17 protein-coding genes are annotated in these 15,361 nt (G+C 37.3%); 1 reads left to right on the forward strand and 16 read right to left on the reverse strand.

The genetic code is table 11. From position 1 onward, the window contains the following. Positions 1-209: 209 nt before the first annotated feature. The gene (locus tag Q0505_RS19245; protein ID WP_299216577.1) at positions 210-1,679 is read right to left on the reverse strand and encodes a M28 family peptidase; all 1,470 of its coding nucleotides are present in this window, start codon (positions 1,677-1,679) and stop codon (positions 210-212) included. Positions 1,680-1,801: 122 nt separating this feature from the next. Here Q0505_RS19245 and Q0505_RS19250 point away from each other — a divergent pair, with 122 nt between their 5' ends. Next, positions 1,802-2,554, forward strand: coding sequence for a DUF5995 family protein (locus Q0505_RS19250; RefSeq protein WP_299216580.1), 753 nt, complete (start codon positions 1,802-1,804; stop codon positions 2,552-2,554). A gap of 422 nt (positions 2,555-2,976) precedes the next feature. Here the strand turns inward: Q0505_RS19250 and Q0505_RS19255 are convergent, their stop codons facing one another. The 15 genes from Q0505_RS19255 to rsmA form a co-directional block, all read right to left on the reverse strand. Next, entirely contained in the window at positions 2,977-5,427 is a 2,451-nt protein-coding gene (locus tag Q0505_RS19255) for a prolyl oligopeptidase family serine peptidase (RefSeq protein WP_299216583.1), read from the reverse strand. A gap of 156 nt (positions 5,428-5,583) precedes the next feature. After that, a complete protein-coding gene (locus Q0505_RS19260) occupies positions 5,584-6,003 on the reverse strand; it encodes an arsenate reductase ArsC (protein WP_299216586.1) in 420 nt (139 codons plus the stop codon). 116 nt (positions 6,004-6,119) lie between these two features. Then, positions 6,120-6,614, reverse strand: a complete 495-nt coding sequence (locus Q0505_RS19265) for a GNAT family N-acetyltransferase (RefSeq protein ID WP_299217013.1) — start codon at positions 6,612-6,614, stop codon at positions 6,120-6,122. A gap of 57 nt (positions 6,615-6,671) precedes the next feature. Beyond that, positions 6,672-7,163, reverse strand: coding sequence for a DUF6428 family protein (locus Q0505_RS19270; RefSeq protein WP_299216589.1), 492 nt, complete (start codon positions 7,161-7,163; stop codon positions 6,672-6,674). After that, positions 7,160-8,587 carry an aminotransferase class I/II-fold pyridoxal phosphate-dependent enzyme gene (locus Q0505_RS19275; RefSeq protein ID WP_299216592.1) on the reverse strand — a complete coding sequence of 476 codons (1,428 nt, stop codon included), beginning with the start codon at positions 8,585-8,587 and terminating at the stop codon, positions 7,160-7,162. The genes Q0505_RS19270 and Q0505_RS19275 overlap by 4 nt, the downstream gene beginning before the upstream one ends. A gap of 3 nt (positions 8,588-8,590) precedes the next feature. Then, a complete protein-coding gene (locus tag Q0505_RS19280) occupies positions 8,591-8,914 on the reverse strand; it encodes a metalloregulator ArsR/SmtB family transcription factor (protein ID WP_299216595.1) in 324 nt (107 codons plus the stop codon). 124 nt (positions 8,915-9,038) lie between these two features. Continuing rightward, entirely contained in the window at positions 9,039-9,473 is a 435-nt protein-coding gene (locus tag Q0505_RS19285) for an NINE protein (protein WP_299216598.1), read from the reverse strand. Positions 9,474-9,582: 109 nt separating this feature from the next. After that, positions 9,583-9,966 carry a VOC family protein gene (locus Q0505_RS19290; protein WP_299216601.1) on the reverse strand — a complete coding sequence of 128 codons (384 nt, stop codon included), beginning with the start codon at positions 9,964-9,966 and terminating at the stop codon, positions 9,583-9,585. A gap of 39 nt (positions 9,967-10,005) precedes the next feature. After that, the gene (locus Q0505_RS19295) at positions 10,006-10,518 is read right to left on the reverse strand and encodes a DUF4199 domain-containing protein (protein WP_299216605.1); all 513 of its coding nucleotides are present in this window, start codon (positions 10,516-10,518) and stop codon (positions 10,006-10,008) included. A gap of 99 nt (positions 10,519-10,617) precedes the next feature. Then, a complete protein-coding gene (locus Q0505_RS19300) occupies positions 10,618-11,031 on the reverse strand; it encodes a response regulator transcription factor (RefSeq protein ID WP_299216608.1) in 414 nt (137 codons plus the stop codon). A 175-nt stretch (positions 11,032-11,206) separates the two neighbouring features. After that, the gene (locus Q0505_RS19305; RefSeq protein ID WP_299216611.1) at positions 11,207-12,145 is read right to left on the reverse strand and encodes a 2-hydroxyacid dehydrogenase; all 939 of its coding nucleotides are present in this window, start codon (positions 12,143-12,145) and stop codon (positions 11,207-11,209) included. Between the two features lie 53 nt (positions 12,146-12,198). Continuing rightward, on the reverse strand, positions 12,199-12,606 hold the full coding sequence (locus Q0505_RS19310) for a cupin domain-containing protein (protein ID WP_299216614.1): 408 nt from the start codon (positions 12,604-12,606) through the stop codon (positions 12,199-12,201). 39 nt (positions 12,607-12,645) lie between these two features. Continuing rightward, positions 12,646-13,071 (reverse strand): acyl-CoA thioesterase, encoded by a 426-nt coding sequence (locus Q0505_RS19315; protein ID WP_299216617.1) that lies wholly within the window; start codon positions 13,069-13,071, stop codon positions 12,646-12,648. Continuing rightward, positions 13,068-14,414 carry a magnesium transporter gene (gene mgtE / locus Q0505_RS19320; RefSeq protein ID WP_299216620.1) on the reverse strand — a complete coding sequence of 449 codons (1,347 nt, stop codon included), beginning with the start codon at positions 14,412-14,414 and terminating at the stop codon, positions 13,068-13,070. Before mgtE ends, Q0505_RS19315 begins: the two co-directional genes overlap by 4 nt. Positions 14,415-14,452: 38 nt before the next feature. After that, entirely contained in the window at positions 14,453-15,334 is an 882-nt protein-coding gene (gene rsmA / locus Q0505_RS19325; RefSeq protein WP_299216622.1) for a 16S rRNA (adenine(1518)-N(6)/adenine(1519)-N(6))-dimethyltransferase RsmA, read from the reverse strand. Positions 15,335-15,361 lie beyond the last annotated feature (27 nt).

Below are 15,361 nucleotides of genomic sequence, written 5' to 3' on the forward strand. Positions count from 1 at the left end.
AAAAGTAGTTGCCTTTAATGTAGACCCGTTATTTAACAATGCCGTAGACGGGCTTATGTATATACGCATTGCAGATCTTCCTGAAAGCACCGTCAAACCTGTCATGGAAGAGTTTCAAGCAGAGCTAGAAAAGAAATACGGTCACAAAAGCCAAGAAGAAGAGTAGTTTTTCTAAATATGCTTTCGCGAAAGCGCACGCAACCCTAAAACTAGTTTTTATACAATGCTTTTCCTGCTACTTCATATTTGTCGCCAACCGTCCAAGTAGGTGTAACTGGGTCATTTCCTATATTTCGACCTGCGAGCACATACGCGCTAAAAAACTTATACAAATAGTCGTAATCTAATGTTTGTGCCTCGTCGCCTGGTCTGTGATAATATTTAGTCACATCACCATTAAATGCAGTAAAACCTAAAGAAAATGTAGGTGCTGGAATCCCTTTTGCAGCAAATCTAACATTATCACTTCTATCAAAAAGACCTTGTTCTGGAGCAGGATCATCCACCGCAGTTAATCCAAAAGCACTTGCCGCATCTTTGATATGTTGACTTGCCGTCGTTCTAGGCAATCCGATAATTGTTGCGAGTGATGTATCATTATACCCTGCATTATCACTATTAAAACAATAAACCATTTGCTTAAGGGGCAATACTGGATTTTCTACGTAAAACGAACTCCCTAGTAGTCCTTTTTCTTCACCCGTAAATAAAATAAATAACGCCGATCGTTTTGTAGGATACTTCGCGAGGTTTTCAGCCATACTCAATACGGTAGTGGTACCTACTGCATTATCTCTTGCACCATTATAAATCGTATCTCCTGTTGCATCTGGAGTCCCTATTCCTACATGATCATAGTGTCCTGAGTATATGATATATTCTTCTTTTAATACGGGGTCTGTACCCTCTACAATACCAATTACATTTTGAGATGTTACAACCTCCTCTTTAGGACCGCTCATGCTAATGGCAATAGATATAGATTTGTTTTTTGTTAGACCATTAGCCATTTTGTTTTCTTTATCTAATACCCATACATAAGGCATTGTCCCTTTTTTTTCTTTTTTGGCAACCCCAAGAGAGGATGCATTAAAATTATGCTCTATAAAACCCCACATCTGCTCTTCTGCATTCAATAACTCAATGACAGCTACGGCTCCTTGTGTTTTTGCTAATTCGCTTTTCTGGTCCAATAGTCCAAAAGCAGCACGTGTGTCTTTTGTATCTGCACTACCTCCTTTTACAATCACTACCTTTCCATCTACAGATTTTCCTTTATAATCTTGCTCTAGACCGTATCCTACATACACAGCTCCTTTAGAAAAATCAATGGCTGCCACATCTAATAAAGCGTAGTCTTTTATAATAGTACCATTAATAGAAAGATTAACATCAGAAGGAGGTGTTGTTTTTTGGAGATTTACTTCTTGATAATACGTTTTTGTTTGAGGATTGGGTTGTACACCGTAACTACGTAGTGTATTTGCTAGATAAGAAGCTGCTATTTTATTTTCTGGAGTTCCTGTCTCTCGCCCTTTCAATAAATCATCGGCAAGAAAATAAATATGACCTTCTATTTTTGATTTTGTAACGGTTTCTTGGACTTTATCTTTATCACTCTGCCCAAAAATCGTAAAGGTACTTACGAATGCCAATACTAGGAATATTACTTTTTTCATGTCTTGATTATTTGTGCTTTAAAAATAGGGATTCTAGATCACATAGAATATGCTATAATTTATTTGACCGTCTAGTCACTTATCTCTAACTTTATTTTTTCTAACTACCTGATTAGATTACTATGAAACAAGCTACAACAATAGATGAAGTGATCTCCATACTAGAACGCATTATCATTACAGAAGTAGCAGACAACAGTAATCTTGCGTTCTTCCCTATTCTTTATAAAAAAGTAACCGAGCGAATTAAAGAAGGAATTGCTCAAAAAGAGTTTGATGATAATCCAAGAATGGAGCGTCTGGATGTCATTTTTGCTAATAGATATCTAGAAGCATACTTTACCTATAAAGAAGGTCAAAAACCTTCTTTATCTTGGGAAAACGCTTTTCTGGCTGCCAAAGATCAAAAATTCTTAATCTTACAACACCTGCTCTTAGGTGTCAATGCACATATCAATCTAGATTTGGGTATCGCTGTTTCAGAAACTATCAGACCTCAGGGAAACTTACAAAACATACATACTGATTTTAATAAAATTAATGCCATTTTAGCTAGTATGGTCGATGGTGTACAGCAAAGAATAGGACGTGTCTCTCCTTTCTTTCATTTGCTGGATAAAGTAGCAGATGGCAAAGAAGACCTTATCGCTACCTTTAGTATTAATATTGCGCGTGACGAGGCATGGATATTTGCCAATAAGTACCATAATGCTTTAGATACCGAAGCGGTTTTTACAAAACGTGACAGATCTATTGGGAATATAGCACTTCAACTCACTACCACAAAAAGCAGAATTTTACGATGGGTGATTCGATTTATACGCTGGTTTGAGAGTAAGAATATATCAAAAGTCGCTAAGATTTTGAGTAGTTAAAAATTTGCTTAGACTTAATTTTTCTTTTTTTTATAGCTAGCATATGCCATTAAAAGCATACCTATTATAAAAGGGACGTGCGTGAGTAATGGTAGGTTTTCAGCTTCATCATTATCACCAAACCTATCATAAACTGCGATTAATGATGAAATTACACAAAACCCTATGGCTACAAGCATTAATGAATTTGGTTTTTTTATAAACGAGTGTTTTACTAACTCTTGTTTGTTAATTTTTAATTGAAAGGTTAACCAACATATTTACAAATGTTTTATTAAAATTCCAGATACTATTCTTTATCCTATCTCTCGCTTTCACGAAATCGAACTTGTGAGATTCACGACCATAGGGAGAGCGAAGCGTTAAAGCAAAAAAACCATCCAACAAATCGTTGAGTGGCTTTATGATCTACTAAAAAGATATTAGTTTTTCAACTCTTGATCATCAGTGATGGTAGCTGTTTCTTTATTCTTCACATACTTCTCTAGCCATTGATCTTGTTCCCATAAAAGGTGTAGTATAGACTCCTTAGCACGATACCCGTGACTTTCTTTAGGAAGCATTACCAGCCTAGCGGTAGCGCCTAATCCTTTTAAGGCATTAAAATAACGCTCACTCTGTAAAGGATAGGTTCCAGAATTATTATCTGCAACTCCATGCACGAGGAGCAGTGGTGTTTTCATTTTATCTGCGTGCATAAATGGAGACATATTGTAGTATATTTCTGGTGCTTCCCAATAGCTACGTTCTTCACTCTGAAAACCAAAAGGAGTAAGCGTTCTATTATATGCACCGCTCCGGGCGATACCCGCTGCAAAAAGGTTTGAATGAGAAAGTAAATTGGCGGTCATAAATGCACCATAAGAGTGTCCTCCTACTCCTACACGATTCCGATCTATATATCCTAATGCGTCTACAGCATCAATAGCTGCTTTTCCATTGGCTACCAACTGTTTTCTAAAGCTATCATTAGGCTCTTCATCACCTTCTCCTACAATGGGAAACGAGGCATCATCTAGCACCACATATCCCCGGGTGATCCAATAAATCATAGAACCATAATATAGGTACGTAAACTCATTTTTATTTTTTGTAGACTGTGCAGCACTATTCTTATCCTTAAACTCTTCAGGATACGCCCACAAAATCATAGGCATCTTTTCCTTCTTTTCTTTATCATATCCTACTGGCAAATACAAAGTTCCTGTCAGTTCTAATCCATCGTCACGCTTATAGGTAATTACTTCCTTATGTACATCTTGTATACTTGCAAAAGGATTCTCAAAAGCTGTAATCTGCGTAAGCTTATCTTTCTTAATATTCCGTATATAGTAATTAGGATACTCTGTAGATGACTCAATACGCACTAAGATGTCTCCCTTTTTTATATCAATAGCGCTTTGTAGACTCTCCAACTTGTCCGTATACTGAGATTCATACAGGCGTTTTGTCTTTCCCGTTTTTATATTCATCGCGTCTATAAAAGGAAATTGTCCTTTCTCGCTATAGCCAGCACCCATTAAGAAGAGTTCGTTATTTTCTAGCGTAAGAATAGTACGCCCATAATCGTTTTCATGTGTTACAAAATTTCCGGGATCACTATATACATCCTGATAATTACGATCTGTTATAATCTCCCCTGTATTGCTTGAATTTGAAGGATTAAAAATATATGTTTTTGTATTACGGGTATTCCACCAATAATCATACGCCACAGCGGTTTGGTTGTTACCCCACTGAATCCCACTAAAACGACCTACCGTTTGTAATACTTTTTGTGGCGTTTTTGTAAAAGGTGCCTCCTGCATATACACCTGATCACGATATGCAACATCTACTTCGGGATCACCATTATCTAGAACCTCTGCCCAAACTAAGGTCGCTGGCGCATCAGAACGCCATTGCATACTACGTTTCCCTTTCCGAGTAGCCATAAATCCTTTAGGTAATTCTTCTATAAGCGGGACTTCATTAATCTTTTTTACGAGTGTTCCATCTGCTTTATAAACTAGAGATGTTTGCGGAAAACGACGATAAGGAACTATATAAGAAAATGGTTTTTCTATCGTAGTAACCATCCAATAGTTTCCATCTGGAGATAGAGAAATATCGCTATACATCGCCGCTTCTTTCCAAGAAGTAATACTGCCGTTCAGATCTAGCTTCATAAGGCTAGAAGTCGCTAATTGTTCAAAGTTGAACACATCATTTGGATTTTGTAGTAAATCCTGATAGGTACGGTTTTGTGCTTTTGATCCGTTGCTTGTTGAGATCGTAGGACCTGTTGGAACTGCTTCTTCAGTATTAATAAGTGCTTTCCTAGATGTGGGAATCACTTTTATAAGCAAACTATTACCATCTTTAAACCAGCGCAATGGATTTCCCATATTTGCATTAAGTGCAGGGGTTTGTAATTTAGATACTGTCGCTGAAGCAATATCGAGTATCCATACCTCTACAGCATCATCTATCGTATTGGTAAGCGCCATTTTAGACTCATCTGGCGACCAACTAAAATTACTTAGTTTTGGGGTGTCAGGTAAGCCAACAACCTGCCGTGCTTCTTTTTCTGTAACTCCTTTAATTTTTACATTATTAGAATACGTGACACGGCTCCCTATATTGGTTTTTGGATTGATACGAAGTCCGCCCAGACGTAGTTCTTTTTCAGAAAGGGTCGCAATATCCTTATAACTATCGCGATATAATAATAGCATAGTGTCTCCATCAGAATTCATAATAACGCTAGGTGCTCGCGGAACATCTACTAGGTCTAAAATTTCTTTGGGAGGTTTTTGATACTCTAAATTAATTTGAGCTATAGCGCCAAAAGTAAACAAGAAAGCACTCAGCGTGAGGAATAATTTTTTCATCGGAAAAGAGTTTTGCTTAAAATTACAGAAAAAGCAACTTAAAAACTGTTAATATTATATAAGAATATGCTTTCGCGAAAGCATAGCAAATATTCAAAAAACACCTTTCCCATACGCTGGAACTATAGAAATCTCTACCTGTTATGTAATTGACACTTATATATGTGAGGCTACAAAATCTTTACAATACTGTTTTATTTCGTCTCTCGCTTTCGCGAAAGCAGCCTCCGTATCTTCCTTACTTCCTACAAACTTGGACGGATCATAAAAGTTATGATGTAATCTAGTGGCATTAGGCGCCGCAATAAACGGACAGTTTTCATACGCATGATCACACACTGTAATGATAAAATCCCAATTGATGCCTTCATACTCATTTACGTTATTTGATGTATGTGAGGTAATATCTATGCCGTCTTTTGCCATGGTAGCTGCTGCTCCAGGGTTGATTCCATGCGTTTCTATTCCCGCCGAATAGATGGTCGCTTTATCACCTGCCATCACATTTAAATATCCATGTGCCATCTGGCTACGGCAACTATTTCCTGTACAAAGTACGAGTATGTTTTTTTTCATAATTAATTCACTTTTATATCCGCAAAGGCGGATATCTTTTTAAATCTTCCTTTACACTTCTTATTTATTTTTATAGGTCTCTACGGCGCTCGATCAAACCATATAACCAAAAGGCTTCATATCAAATCACTCCTTCTTTCCAGCAACACATTATCATACCAAACCCCGTCACGCATTCCTAACTTCTCTCGTGTTCCTACTACCCTAAAACCACATTTCTCATGTAGTTTAATACTCGCTATATTCTCTGGGAAAATCCTAGCCTGTAACGTCCAGAATCCAGCACCCTCGCTTTCTGTTACGAGCTGTTCTAAAAGCTTTTTGCCGATGCCCATACCCTGTGCTTCTGATGCTATGTAAATGGTCACTTCGGCGACACCACTGTACACTTTTCTGGAAGAAAATGGACTCAAGGCACACCATCCTAAAACGGTATTATCTACTTCTGCAACAAACCGACATTGGAATAAAAATTTAGCATCCCATACTTCCCAATCGGGGACGATGGTTTCAAACGTAGCGATTCCTGTATCCATGCCCTCTTTATAGATTTTCGCGCAAGCAGCATAATCTTCTTTTTGGAACAAGCGAATGTATGCTTGATGTATCATCACATAAAATAATAGTTAATTTATCAACCTCCCTCCGACAAGCTCAGAGTGACAACATTAGCAGCAACCGCCACCTGGAGTGCATCCACCTGCTTGAGCATTGGCTTCCACAGGCTCTGCAATACCACAGGTTTCTTTTGCTTTACAATCGGTGGGTTGTGTCGCGAGTTTAAGCAATAAATTATTACCCCGTATTTCGTAATCATTCACATACAATTGTGCAGTGTGAAAGTTGGCATTGCTATATTCAATACGGACTTCTGCATCCATGACATACGATTTCATCTGTCCCACTTTAGACAGAATCGCCATCGCTTTATAGGCACTCATAAATTCGGTTTTTCCCAACTCGTTAGGATCTTCCCATAATTGAATAATGGTTTCTTTCCAAGCATCAACCCCAGCACCACAATCTACAGAATCAATGGTTACGTGCTTTACTTCGGTGATATGATAGTTGGCTCCTACCAGTAAATTTGGTGCATATTCAAATAGTAGCGATTTTCCTTGATGCTCCTTTAGCGTGTTTAAAAATTCTTGTGTTTTCATACGATCTTTTTTGCTATTGTTCTTATTTTTTCTACTAATTTTTGGGTATGTGTTTCGGTTGTAAATGGATTCATAAATGTGGTACGAAGCCACATTTCTCCTTTTAATACGGTTGACACTATGTAAAATTCTCCGTCTTCCAATAATGTCTTTCGGATGGCTTTATTGACCTCTTGAATCTGTGCTTCAGGAACACCTCCTGTATATCTAAAACAAACAATATTACTCTGTGCTTCTAAAGCAATTTCAAAGTCAGAATGGTTTTTGAGCGTTTCAGAAAACGCATGCCCACTATCGTAAAGGGTAGTTACAAAATCATCAAAAAAAGCAACTCCGTAGGCATTGAGAATCGCATAAAATCGTAAACTCATCATACTCTTAGTACACTCAAACGTGCGTTTGGCATAATTATACCAATCGGGATCGTCGTTTTGCTCCCACAGATATTGTGCTTTTTGGCTAAAGGTTGCATAGCTATCGGCAGTATTTTTAAAAAGTACTGCGGTAGTGATAGAAGAAGTACCCATCATTTTATGCCCGTCTATAATGATAGAATCTGCTTTGGTGATCCCTTTTAATAAGTACTTATATTTTTGAGAGAATATGGCAGCTCCTCCATGCGCACCGTCAATGTGAAACCAGAGGTTGTTTGCTTTCGCGAAAGCGGAAACACCTTCCAAATCGTCATAGATCCCAGTACTTGTTGAAGGAGCACTGCCTATCACAGCAATGACTTCAAATCCATCTTTTGTCGCTTGATCATAATAGTGTTGCAAAAGATCAACTCGTATTTTATAATTGTCACCTACAGGTACTTTAACAATCCCCGCTTCTCCTAGCCCCATAATTCTTGCCGAACGATCTACACAATAATGCGCCTCTTCTGATACCAGAATAGCAAGTTTACGATCGTGACCATCATTCCAAATATCTGAAGACGCCTTTGCTTTACGAGCGGCTAATAATGCGGTCAGGTTTGCGAGTGTCCCTCCAGAGGTTAGAAAACCATCTCCATTTTTCCAACCTATGGTTTCTGTGAAAAATTCGATGACAACTCTTTCTATGGCAGAACTGGCTTGACCCATTTCATAAACCGCCATCCCGTTATTAAGTTGTGCACTTAATAAGGTTGCTAATGCTGAAACAGGAACTGTAGGTGCTACTTGATGTCCAATACAATGAGGATGGTGTATGTGTATAGATCGTTTTAAAACAGTTTCAAAAAAAGAGGGTGTTGGGTGATTTTCTTGTGTATACGTTTTCCAAAAAGCATACTCTTCTTGAGGGTCTACCCACGTATTCATCTTTTTATTTTGTCCTGTGGTGTTTTGCTCCAAATAATGACTTATCTGCTGAATAAGATCATTGCCCTGCTCACTAAACAGACGACTATCATACGCTTTATGAAGTAAAGGTGTACTCATGATCTAACAGCATTTTATTCTTGTTGCCTCAAAGAAATCCTGAAAGTGTTGTTGTAATTGTTCCCATTTTCTCAAATCAATACTATAGTATTGTGCCTTTCCTTTAAACTGACTTTTTAGTAAGCCTGCTTTACGGATGACTTGTAAATGTTGAGAAGTAGTGGGTTGTGATAATCGTATTTTTTCTGCAATATCTTGACACAAACAACCGTCGCAATCTCCTATATATTCCAAAATAGCTACTCTAGCAGGATTAGAAAGTATCTTTGCTAGGTCTGCCATTTGATTTGCTCTCATCGAGTGAATATGTCTTTTTGTAACGCCCATAGCTTTTGTCTTTTGTCTTTTGTCTTTTGTAAAATTAAGAATAAAAAGTAATATAGCAATATTACGATGTTAAATTTTATAAAAAAGCCTAAAGGATATCTTTAGGCTTTTTATTATTTTCTAATTAGAACCAAGGTTTCTTTCCGACTTGGTAGGTATTATAGAATTCTTCATCACTTTTTGTAAGGTACATAATTCCTTCTATAAGGCCAACGAGTCCCATTGCCCATACTACAAAAATGCCAATCCCTATGCAAGATAGTACAATTCCTATTATAGAAATAACAAGCATAATAATTCCTTCTTTCTGATAGCCCAAGACAAACTTATGAACACCTAACCATCCTACAAATATCGCAAGCAATCCTGCCAGCATTTTCTTATTATCCGTACTATTGGTTACTTTATTCCATTCTTCTTTTGCGCTATCGGAAAAATCTTTTGCAGAATCTTTTACATCGTCTGCAAATTCGCTTGCTTTTTCACTGGCTTCATCAGCCATTTTTTTTGCTTTGTCTTTAAGGTCGTCCCCTTGACCTTGATTCGTTTCTTCGCTCATTGTTTTTAGTTTTAGTGAGATTATAATCCTAAAACTATTAAAAAAAGGGCAGAAATTGACTAAAAAAATTTCTTTTCATCCCTAAATAGGTCTTTTACCCCTAACCAGACTAGAGGAAAGCCTTATCTATAGGTTCCCACAGTTCTATTTTGTTCCCTTCTGGATCTAAAATCCAACCAAATTTCCCATAGTCATATTCTTCTATTTTACCAACAATAGTAACACCTTCTTCCTTGAGCACTTTGAGTAATGCTGTGAGATTATCTACTCTAAAGTTAAACATAAATGGCTTTTCACTTGGAGAAAAATAGGTGGTATCTGCCCCCATAGGACTCCATTGCGTAGAACATTTATTTCCATTTTCGTCTCGCCACCAGAAAGTCCAACCATATTGATCTGTAGGCAATCCTAAGTGTTTTTTATACCATTCTTTTTGTGCGTCGGGGTCTTCACTCTTGAAAAACATACCGCCTATTCCTGTGACTCTTTTCATATATATGCCCGCAAAGGCGGGTATTTATTAATTAAACATTTACTTCTTTTGTAATAGTAAACCAGAAAGGATCGAAATAATAAGACCTACCAACATTACCGTAATAAACATCAATCCCCCTGAAAATAAGCTCAAAGCTACTGGTGACATAGATTCAAATTGCTGCATTTGTGCTTTCATTTCTTCTAGTTTTTGTGTGTCTCCAGCTTCTTTTAATACCTTCATCGAAGCTTCTGAATATTCTTGAAAAAAATCAGGATTAATCACAGAGACGTAAAATCCATCCATTAACCCTATTCCTAGTCCTACAAATACACTAATAAAGAGCCCTAGACTAAGTGCTTTTTTAAAAGATAGTTTTCCATTGTTTTCTTGATCTCTGTAATATTTGACACCAAAAAACACGGTAGAAAGTGCGATTACTATGGTTGCATATCCTAAAAATTCTTGAGTTCCGTAATCAAATCTGCTTCCAAAATAAAGCATACAAAAGAATAACATGATTCCAATGATAAAAGCGTAGGCACCAAATTTCTTGATTGTTTTTTTCATAATTCCTGTATTTAAACTATTGGAGCAAAAGTATCTGAATCCTCAAAAATGTATCTCATACTAAAGTACCAAAGTGATCCTACTTTGGTAGGAATCCTGTTAAATAGGCAAGATTTGTAACTCTTTTGCCTTTTGAATGGCTTGTGTACGTCGCTTTGCGTCTAGTTTTAAAAAAACGTTAGAAACATGGGTTTTAATGGTACTTTCTGAAACAAAAAGATGTGTTGCTATTTCTTTATTACTATAGCCAGATGCCATCTCAATAAGCACTTCGTATTCTCGCTTACTTAAACCAATAGTATCTAGTTGTTTTTGGTCTATTTCTTTGGATTCTGTTTCTTGTTTCCTAAATCGTTTTTGGATAGCTACGCCTATTACAAAAAACACAATAGCAATCCCGCTTATAATTAGTTCTATGGTTAGGTCTCCAGAAATTAATGCGTATTTGCTCAATTGAAGTAGTGCTAAAATAGCAAATGCAAGCATCCCAAAAATTAAAACTGTTTTTTTCATCCGTCTTATACCAAATAAATATTAAAACAAGCCTTATAATTAGCTTCTATAGCACTTATATTTCACAATAAATGAAACCGTAGCTTAGGCTATGCCTGAATTTTCTTATTTATCTAAGCACTATATAATTCAAATTTTATAGGCTTATTTTAAAGTCCATTTGGTATTAAAAGTACTAAAACTTTCTGAGGATTTTGTCTACAATGGTTTGTGCCAATTTACGTTTGCTTTCTACGGTCCATCCAGCAATATGTGGGGTAAGCAACACATTTTTTGAATTTATTAGATATTGTAAGGGGGCTGGCACATCTTCTTTTGAGGTAAAAAGGGTTTCAAAAGATGCCTTTTCATATTCTAATACATCCAACCCTGCTCCTTTTATTTTTCCGTTTTGTAATGCATTGACTAACGCAGATGTGACCACACTTTTACCTCTAGCCGTATTTATGAGATAGAACGCTTTCGCGAAAGCGGCAATAAACGCATCATCTACCATCTTATCCGTTTGAGGCGTCCAAGGCGTATGTAAGCTTAGTACATCTGTCTTTGCCTGTAACTCTTCAAGGGTTACTTGTCGGGCATTTGCATCTCCCACATTGTTTAAAATATCATAACACAATACGTCGCAGTCAAACCCTTGCAGTTTTTTTGCAAAAGCTTTTCCCATATTGCCATAGCCAATAATACCAACGGTTTTTCCTTCCAATTCAAGTCCGCGATTGGACTCTCGATTCCATTGACCTGCTTTGACCTCTGCATCTGCTTGATGGAGTTTGTTAAATAGCGAAAGGATCATCCCGAGTGCATGCTCTCCCACCGCATTACGATTGCCTTCTGGAGCACTTATAAGATAGATTCCTTTACTTTCTGCATACGGAATATCAATACTCTCCAAACCTGCGCCAACTCTTGCAATGAATTTTAAATGCTGGGCAGCATCTATAAATTGTCTATCAATCTTAAACCGACTTCGTATTACAATCCCATCATAGCCTGAGATGATCTTCTCCGTTTCTTCTTTTGAAATCGTGTAATTTTCTTCATTATCATGTCTTGCAATAGTCAATTGTTCTATGAGTAATGGATGATTTTGATCTAGATGAAGAATACGCATATTTGAGGGAACTATTTAATGAAGGGATAGATTGATTTTATAAATGGTACGTGTTATATCTTAGGATATTCTGTTTGCGTTTTTTCGTGTTGTACTTCGCCCGTGTGCGCTGTGTTTTGTTTTTCAAAAAGTAACAGATGCACTTCTTCTCCTTCTTTGGTCGTGGGGTAATGCTCTACGCCTTTAGGCACTACAATAATCTCTCCTTCTTGCACAATTTCTGACCATTCTTTATATTCCTGACTAGAGTCTGTACTGAGTGTTATCGGAGTACGAAAGCGCATTTCCAAAACCCCCTTTTGTACATAAAATAACTCATCTTCATTCTTGTGACTATGCCACACAAACTCCCCAGAAATTTTAGCCAAAATCACTTGCATATCGTCTACCAAAGCTATTTGATGAGGATGCCATTGCTTATCAAACTTGGTCAACTTTTCTTTAACATTAATTGGTTTCATAGCCCTTATTTATCTAAGAAAGATACATAAATCTGTTGTCTAAAACAACGCGATAATAGCTTCTGGAATTCGCATCGGTTTTGCTTCTGGCATTTTGAGTAAACACCAATTTGTCATTGCAGTCACCACTAATTTTTGATCTTTTTTTCGGGTAATTTTTGTGTGGCGTTCTGAGCGAACACCTCCCATTTTCTCAACAAAAGTGGTGATAACTAATTCATCACCTTCCAAAGCTTCGGCTTTATAAGTAATATGATGATCTAGCACCACCCAAGCCATTTTTTTAATTCCTATGCGCTCTTCTGTAGGGTCTTCGTTTTCAAAATAAGTAGCGGTGGCGTGATTCCAATGTTTTGAGGCGACTATTTGCACCCAATCTAGATAGACAACATTATTTACATGTCCCAAGACATCTATTGCCGATGGCGGAACGGTAAGTGTGTATTCAAATATTTTTGAGGTCAAAATAAGATCATTTTGGCAATCCAAAAGTAAATTAAAATACCAAAAATATCATTGCTTGTTGTGATAAAAGGACCCGTAGCAATAGCAGGATCAATGCCTCGTTTATGTAAAAATAATGGGATAAAAGTCCCTATGATTCCTGCCATAATAATCACGACAAAAAGAGAGATAGAGATTGCCATCGCTGCTTTATAATCGCCATACCAAATAGCAGTAAAACCAAATAGCACAATTCCTAGAATCAACCCGTTAAGTGCCGCTAGGAGCATTTCTTTAAATAACCGATTCCCAATACTTCCTTTTACATCATCATTGGCAAGACCTTGAACAATGATCGCACTAGATTGTACCCCTACGTTTCCAGCCATGGCAGCGATCAGGGGTGTATAAAAAAACAATAAGGCATAGTCTTTTAAAATGTCTTCAAAGCCTCCCATAATCGTAGCAGCTCCTACCCCTCCTATCAAACCTAAAAATAACCAAGGTAATCTTGCTTTTGTAAGCTCTAAGATACTATCATCTGCCTCTACTTCTTGTGTAATACCTGCTGCAAGTTGGTAATCTTCTTTTGCCTCATCACGTATAAAATCTACAATATCATCTATGGTAATACGTCCTAAAAGTATGTTATTATCATCTACTACAGGAATAGCTTCTAAGTCATATTTCTGCATGATTTTGGCAACATCTTCTGCTTTATCATTAACATGAGCCGAATCTACTTTGGGGATATAGATTTCAGATATTTTTGTTTTTGTGTCAGATGTCAGAAGATCTTTAAGAGAAAGTCTTCCTATCAGCACATTTTCTTTAGTTACTACATACACAGCATGCACACGTGTTACCTCTTCTGCCTGACGGCGCATTTCTCTCACACAGCCAGCAACGGTCCACGTTTCTTTTACTTTGATTAACTCTTTTGCCATCAGCCCTCCCGCAGAGTCATCATCATACTGCATAAGTTCGCGGATATCCGCCTTATGCTCCTCATCTTCTATATGCCCTATAACCGCTTCTTGAGTCGCCGAGTCTAACTCTGAAATGGCATCTACCGCATCATCGGTATCCATTTCTTCTATCTCTTCTGCAATCTCCTTCGGTGTAAGGCTATCTAGTAAACGCTCTCGTACATCCTCATCAAGTTCCATGAGGGCTTCAGAGGTGGTCTCACTATCGAGTAAACGCAATAGATATACCGCTTCTTCCCAATTTACAGCGTCTAGTGTCTCTGCAACATCGGCAAAATGCACATCTTCAAAAATTTCATGCAGTGCGGTATCATTTCCAATACGGATATGATCTTTAATTTCTTCTAGTAATATGTCTGTAATTTCGAATGACATACGGTTTCTTTTTGAGCGATCACAAATATAGGGAAACCCTATTCCAAATCCGATGCAATATCACTGGTTAGTTTTATGAAATCTTGAACAGATAATTGCTCAGGGCGTTTATTAAGAATTTCGCTTTCGCGAAAGCGGTCACTTAACACCATCCTTTTTAAACTATTACGCAAAGTTTTACGACGTTGCTGAAAAGCCATTTTTACCACCACAAATAATTGTTTTTCATCACAACCTATGTCTTTATAATTTTCTTTGCGTCGCAATCGAAGCACCCCACTATCTACCTTGGGAGGTGGAATAAAAACGGTGGGAGGTACTGTAAACAAATACTCCGCATCATAAAAAGCTTGTACTAATACCGACAAAATACCGTAGGTTTTACTTCCGTGCAAAGCACAAATACGCAGTGCGACTTCTTTTTGAAACATCCCAGTAAACTCAGGGATACGTTCTTTATTTTCTAGGGTTTTAAAGACAATTTGTGTGGAGATATTGTAAGGAAAATTTCCTGTAATGGCAAAAGGTTGTTTTGGGAAAAGTGTTTCGATAGGATATTTTAAAACATCAGCTTCAAGCACTTGAAATTTATCTGGACTGCTTATTTTTTGTTCTAACTTAAACGTACTATTTAAATAGGCAATGGATTCTCTATCGAGATCCATGGCAATGAGGTCAATTGGTTTTTCTAGAATGTATTTGGTTAATACACCTGTGCCTGGTCCTATTTCTAATACATTAGAATAGCCTTCTAGGGTGAGGGTATCGCCTATTTGTTTTGCTACATCTTCATCTCCCAAAAAGTGTTGCCCAAGGTGTTTTTTTGCGGTAACTCCCTGGTCACTTTTATTAGATTTTGAGTGTGGCTTTTCGAAAGTACGTTTTGGCTTCACGTTTGAATTTGAATTTTTTCTACCCATGAATTCGTTCTTGTATATAGGTTGCTT

This window comes from uncultured Dokdonia sp. (assembly GCF_937910895.1).
Taxonomy (GTDB): domain Bacteria; phylum Bacteroidota; class Bacteroidia; order Flavobacteriales; family Flavobacteriaceae; genus Dokdonia.

Bases quoted from the DNA above. Each gene is read 5' to 3' on its own strand.
- Q0505_RS19270 (WP_299216589.1), bottom strand. From the start codon at position 7,163: ATGAAAACACAAGAATTTTTAAACACGCTAAAGGAGCATCAAGGAAAA.
- Q0505_RS19310 (WP_299216614.1), bottom strand. From the start codon at position 12,606: ATGAAACCAATTAATGTTAAAGAAAAGTTGACCAAGTTTGATAAGCAA.
- Q0505_RS19290 (WP_299216601.1), bottom strand. From the start codon at position 9,966: ATGAAAAGAGTCACAGGAATAGGCGGTATGTTTTTCAAGAGTGAAGAC.
- Q0505_RS19285 (WP_299216598.1), bottom strand. From the start codon at position 9,473: ATGAGCGAAGAAACGAATCAAGGTCAAGGGGACGACCTTAAAGACAAA.
- Q0505_RS19305 (WP_299216611.1), bottom strand. From the start codon at position 12,145: ATGCGTATTCTTCATCTAGATCAAAATCATCCATTACTCATAGAACAA.
- rsmA (WP_299216622.1), bottom strand. From the start codon at position 15,334: ATGGGTAGAAAAAATTCAAATTCAAACGTGAAGCCAAAACGTACTTTC.
- Q0505_RS19260 (WP_299216586.1), bottom strand. From the start codon at position 6,003: ATGAAAAAAAACATACTCGTACTTTGTACAGGAAATAGTTGCCGTAGC.
- Q0505_RS19275 (WP_299216592.1), bottom strand. From the start codon at position 8,587: ATGAGTACACCTTTACTTCATAAAGCGTATGATAGTCGTCTGTTTAGT.
- Q0505_RS19300 (WP_299216608.1), bottom strand. From the start codon at position 11,031: ATGAAAAAAACAGTTTTAATTTTTGGGATGCTTGCATTTGCTATTTTA.
- Q0505_RS19295 (WP_299216605.1), bottom strand. From the start codon at position 10,518: ATGAAAAAAACAATCAAGAAATTTGGTGCCTACGCTTTTATCATTGGA.
- Q0505_RS19245 (WP_299216577.1), bottom strand. From the start codon at position 1,679: ATGAAAAAAGTAATATTCCTAGTATTGGCATTCGTAAGTACCTTTACG.
- Q0505_RS19255 (WP_299216583.1), bottom strand. From the start codon at position 5,427: ATGAAAAAATTATTCCTCACGCTGAGTGCTTTCTTGTTTACTTTTGGC.
- Q0505_RS19265 (WP_299217013.1), bottom strand. From the start codon at position 6,614: ATGATACATCAAGCATACATTCGCTTGTTCCAAAAAGAAGATTATGCT.
- Q0505_RS19250 (WP_299216580.1), top strand. From the start codon at position 1,802: ATGAAACAAGCTACAACAATAGATGAAGTGATCTCCATACTAGAACGC.
- mgtE (WP_299216620.1), bottom strand. From the start codon at position 14,414: ATGTCATTCGAAATTACAGACATATTACTAGAAGAAATTAAAGATCAT.
- Q0505_RS19280 (WP_299216595.1), bottom strand. From the start codon at position 8,914: ATGGGCGTTACAAAAAGACATATTCACTCGATGAGAGCAAATCAAATG.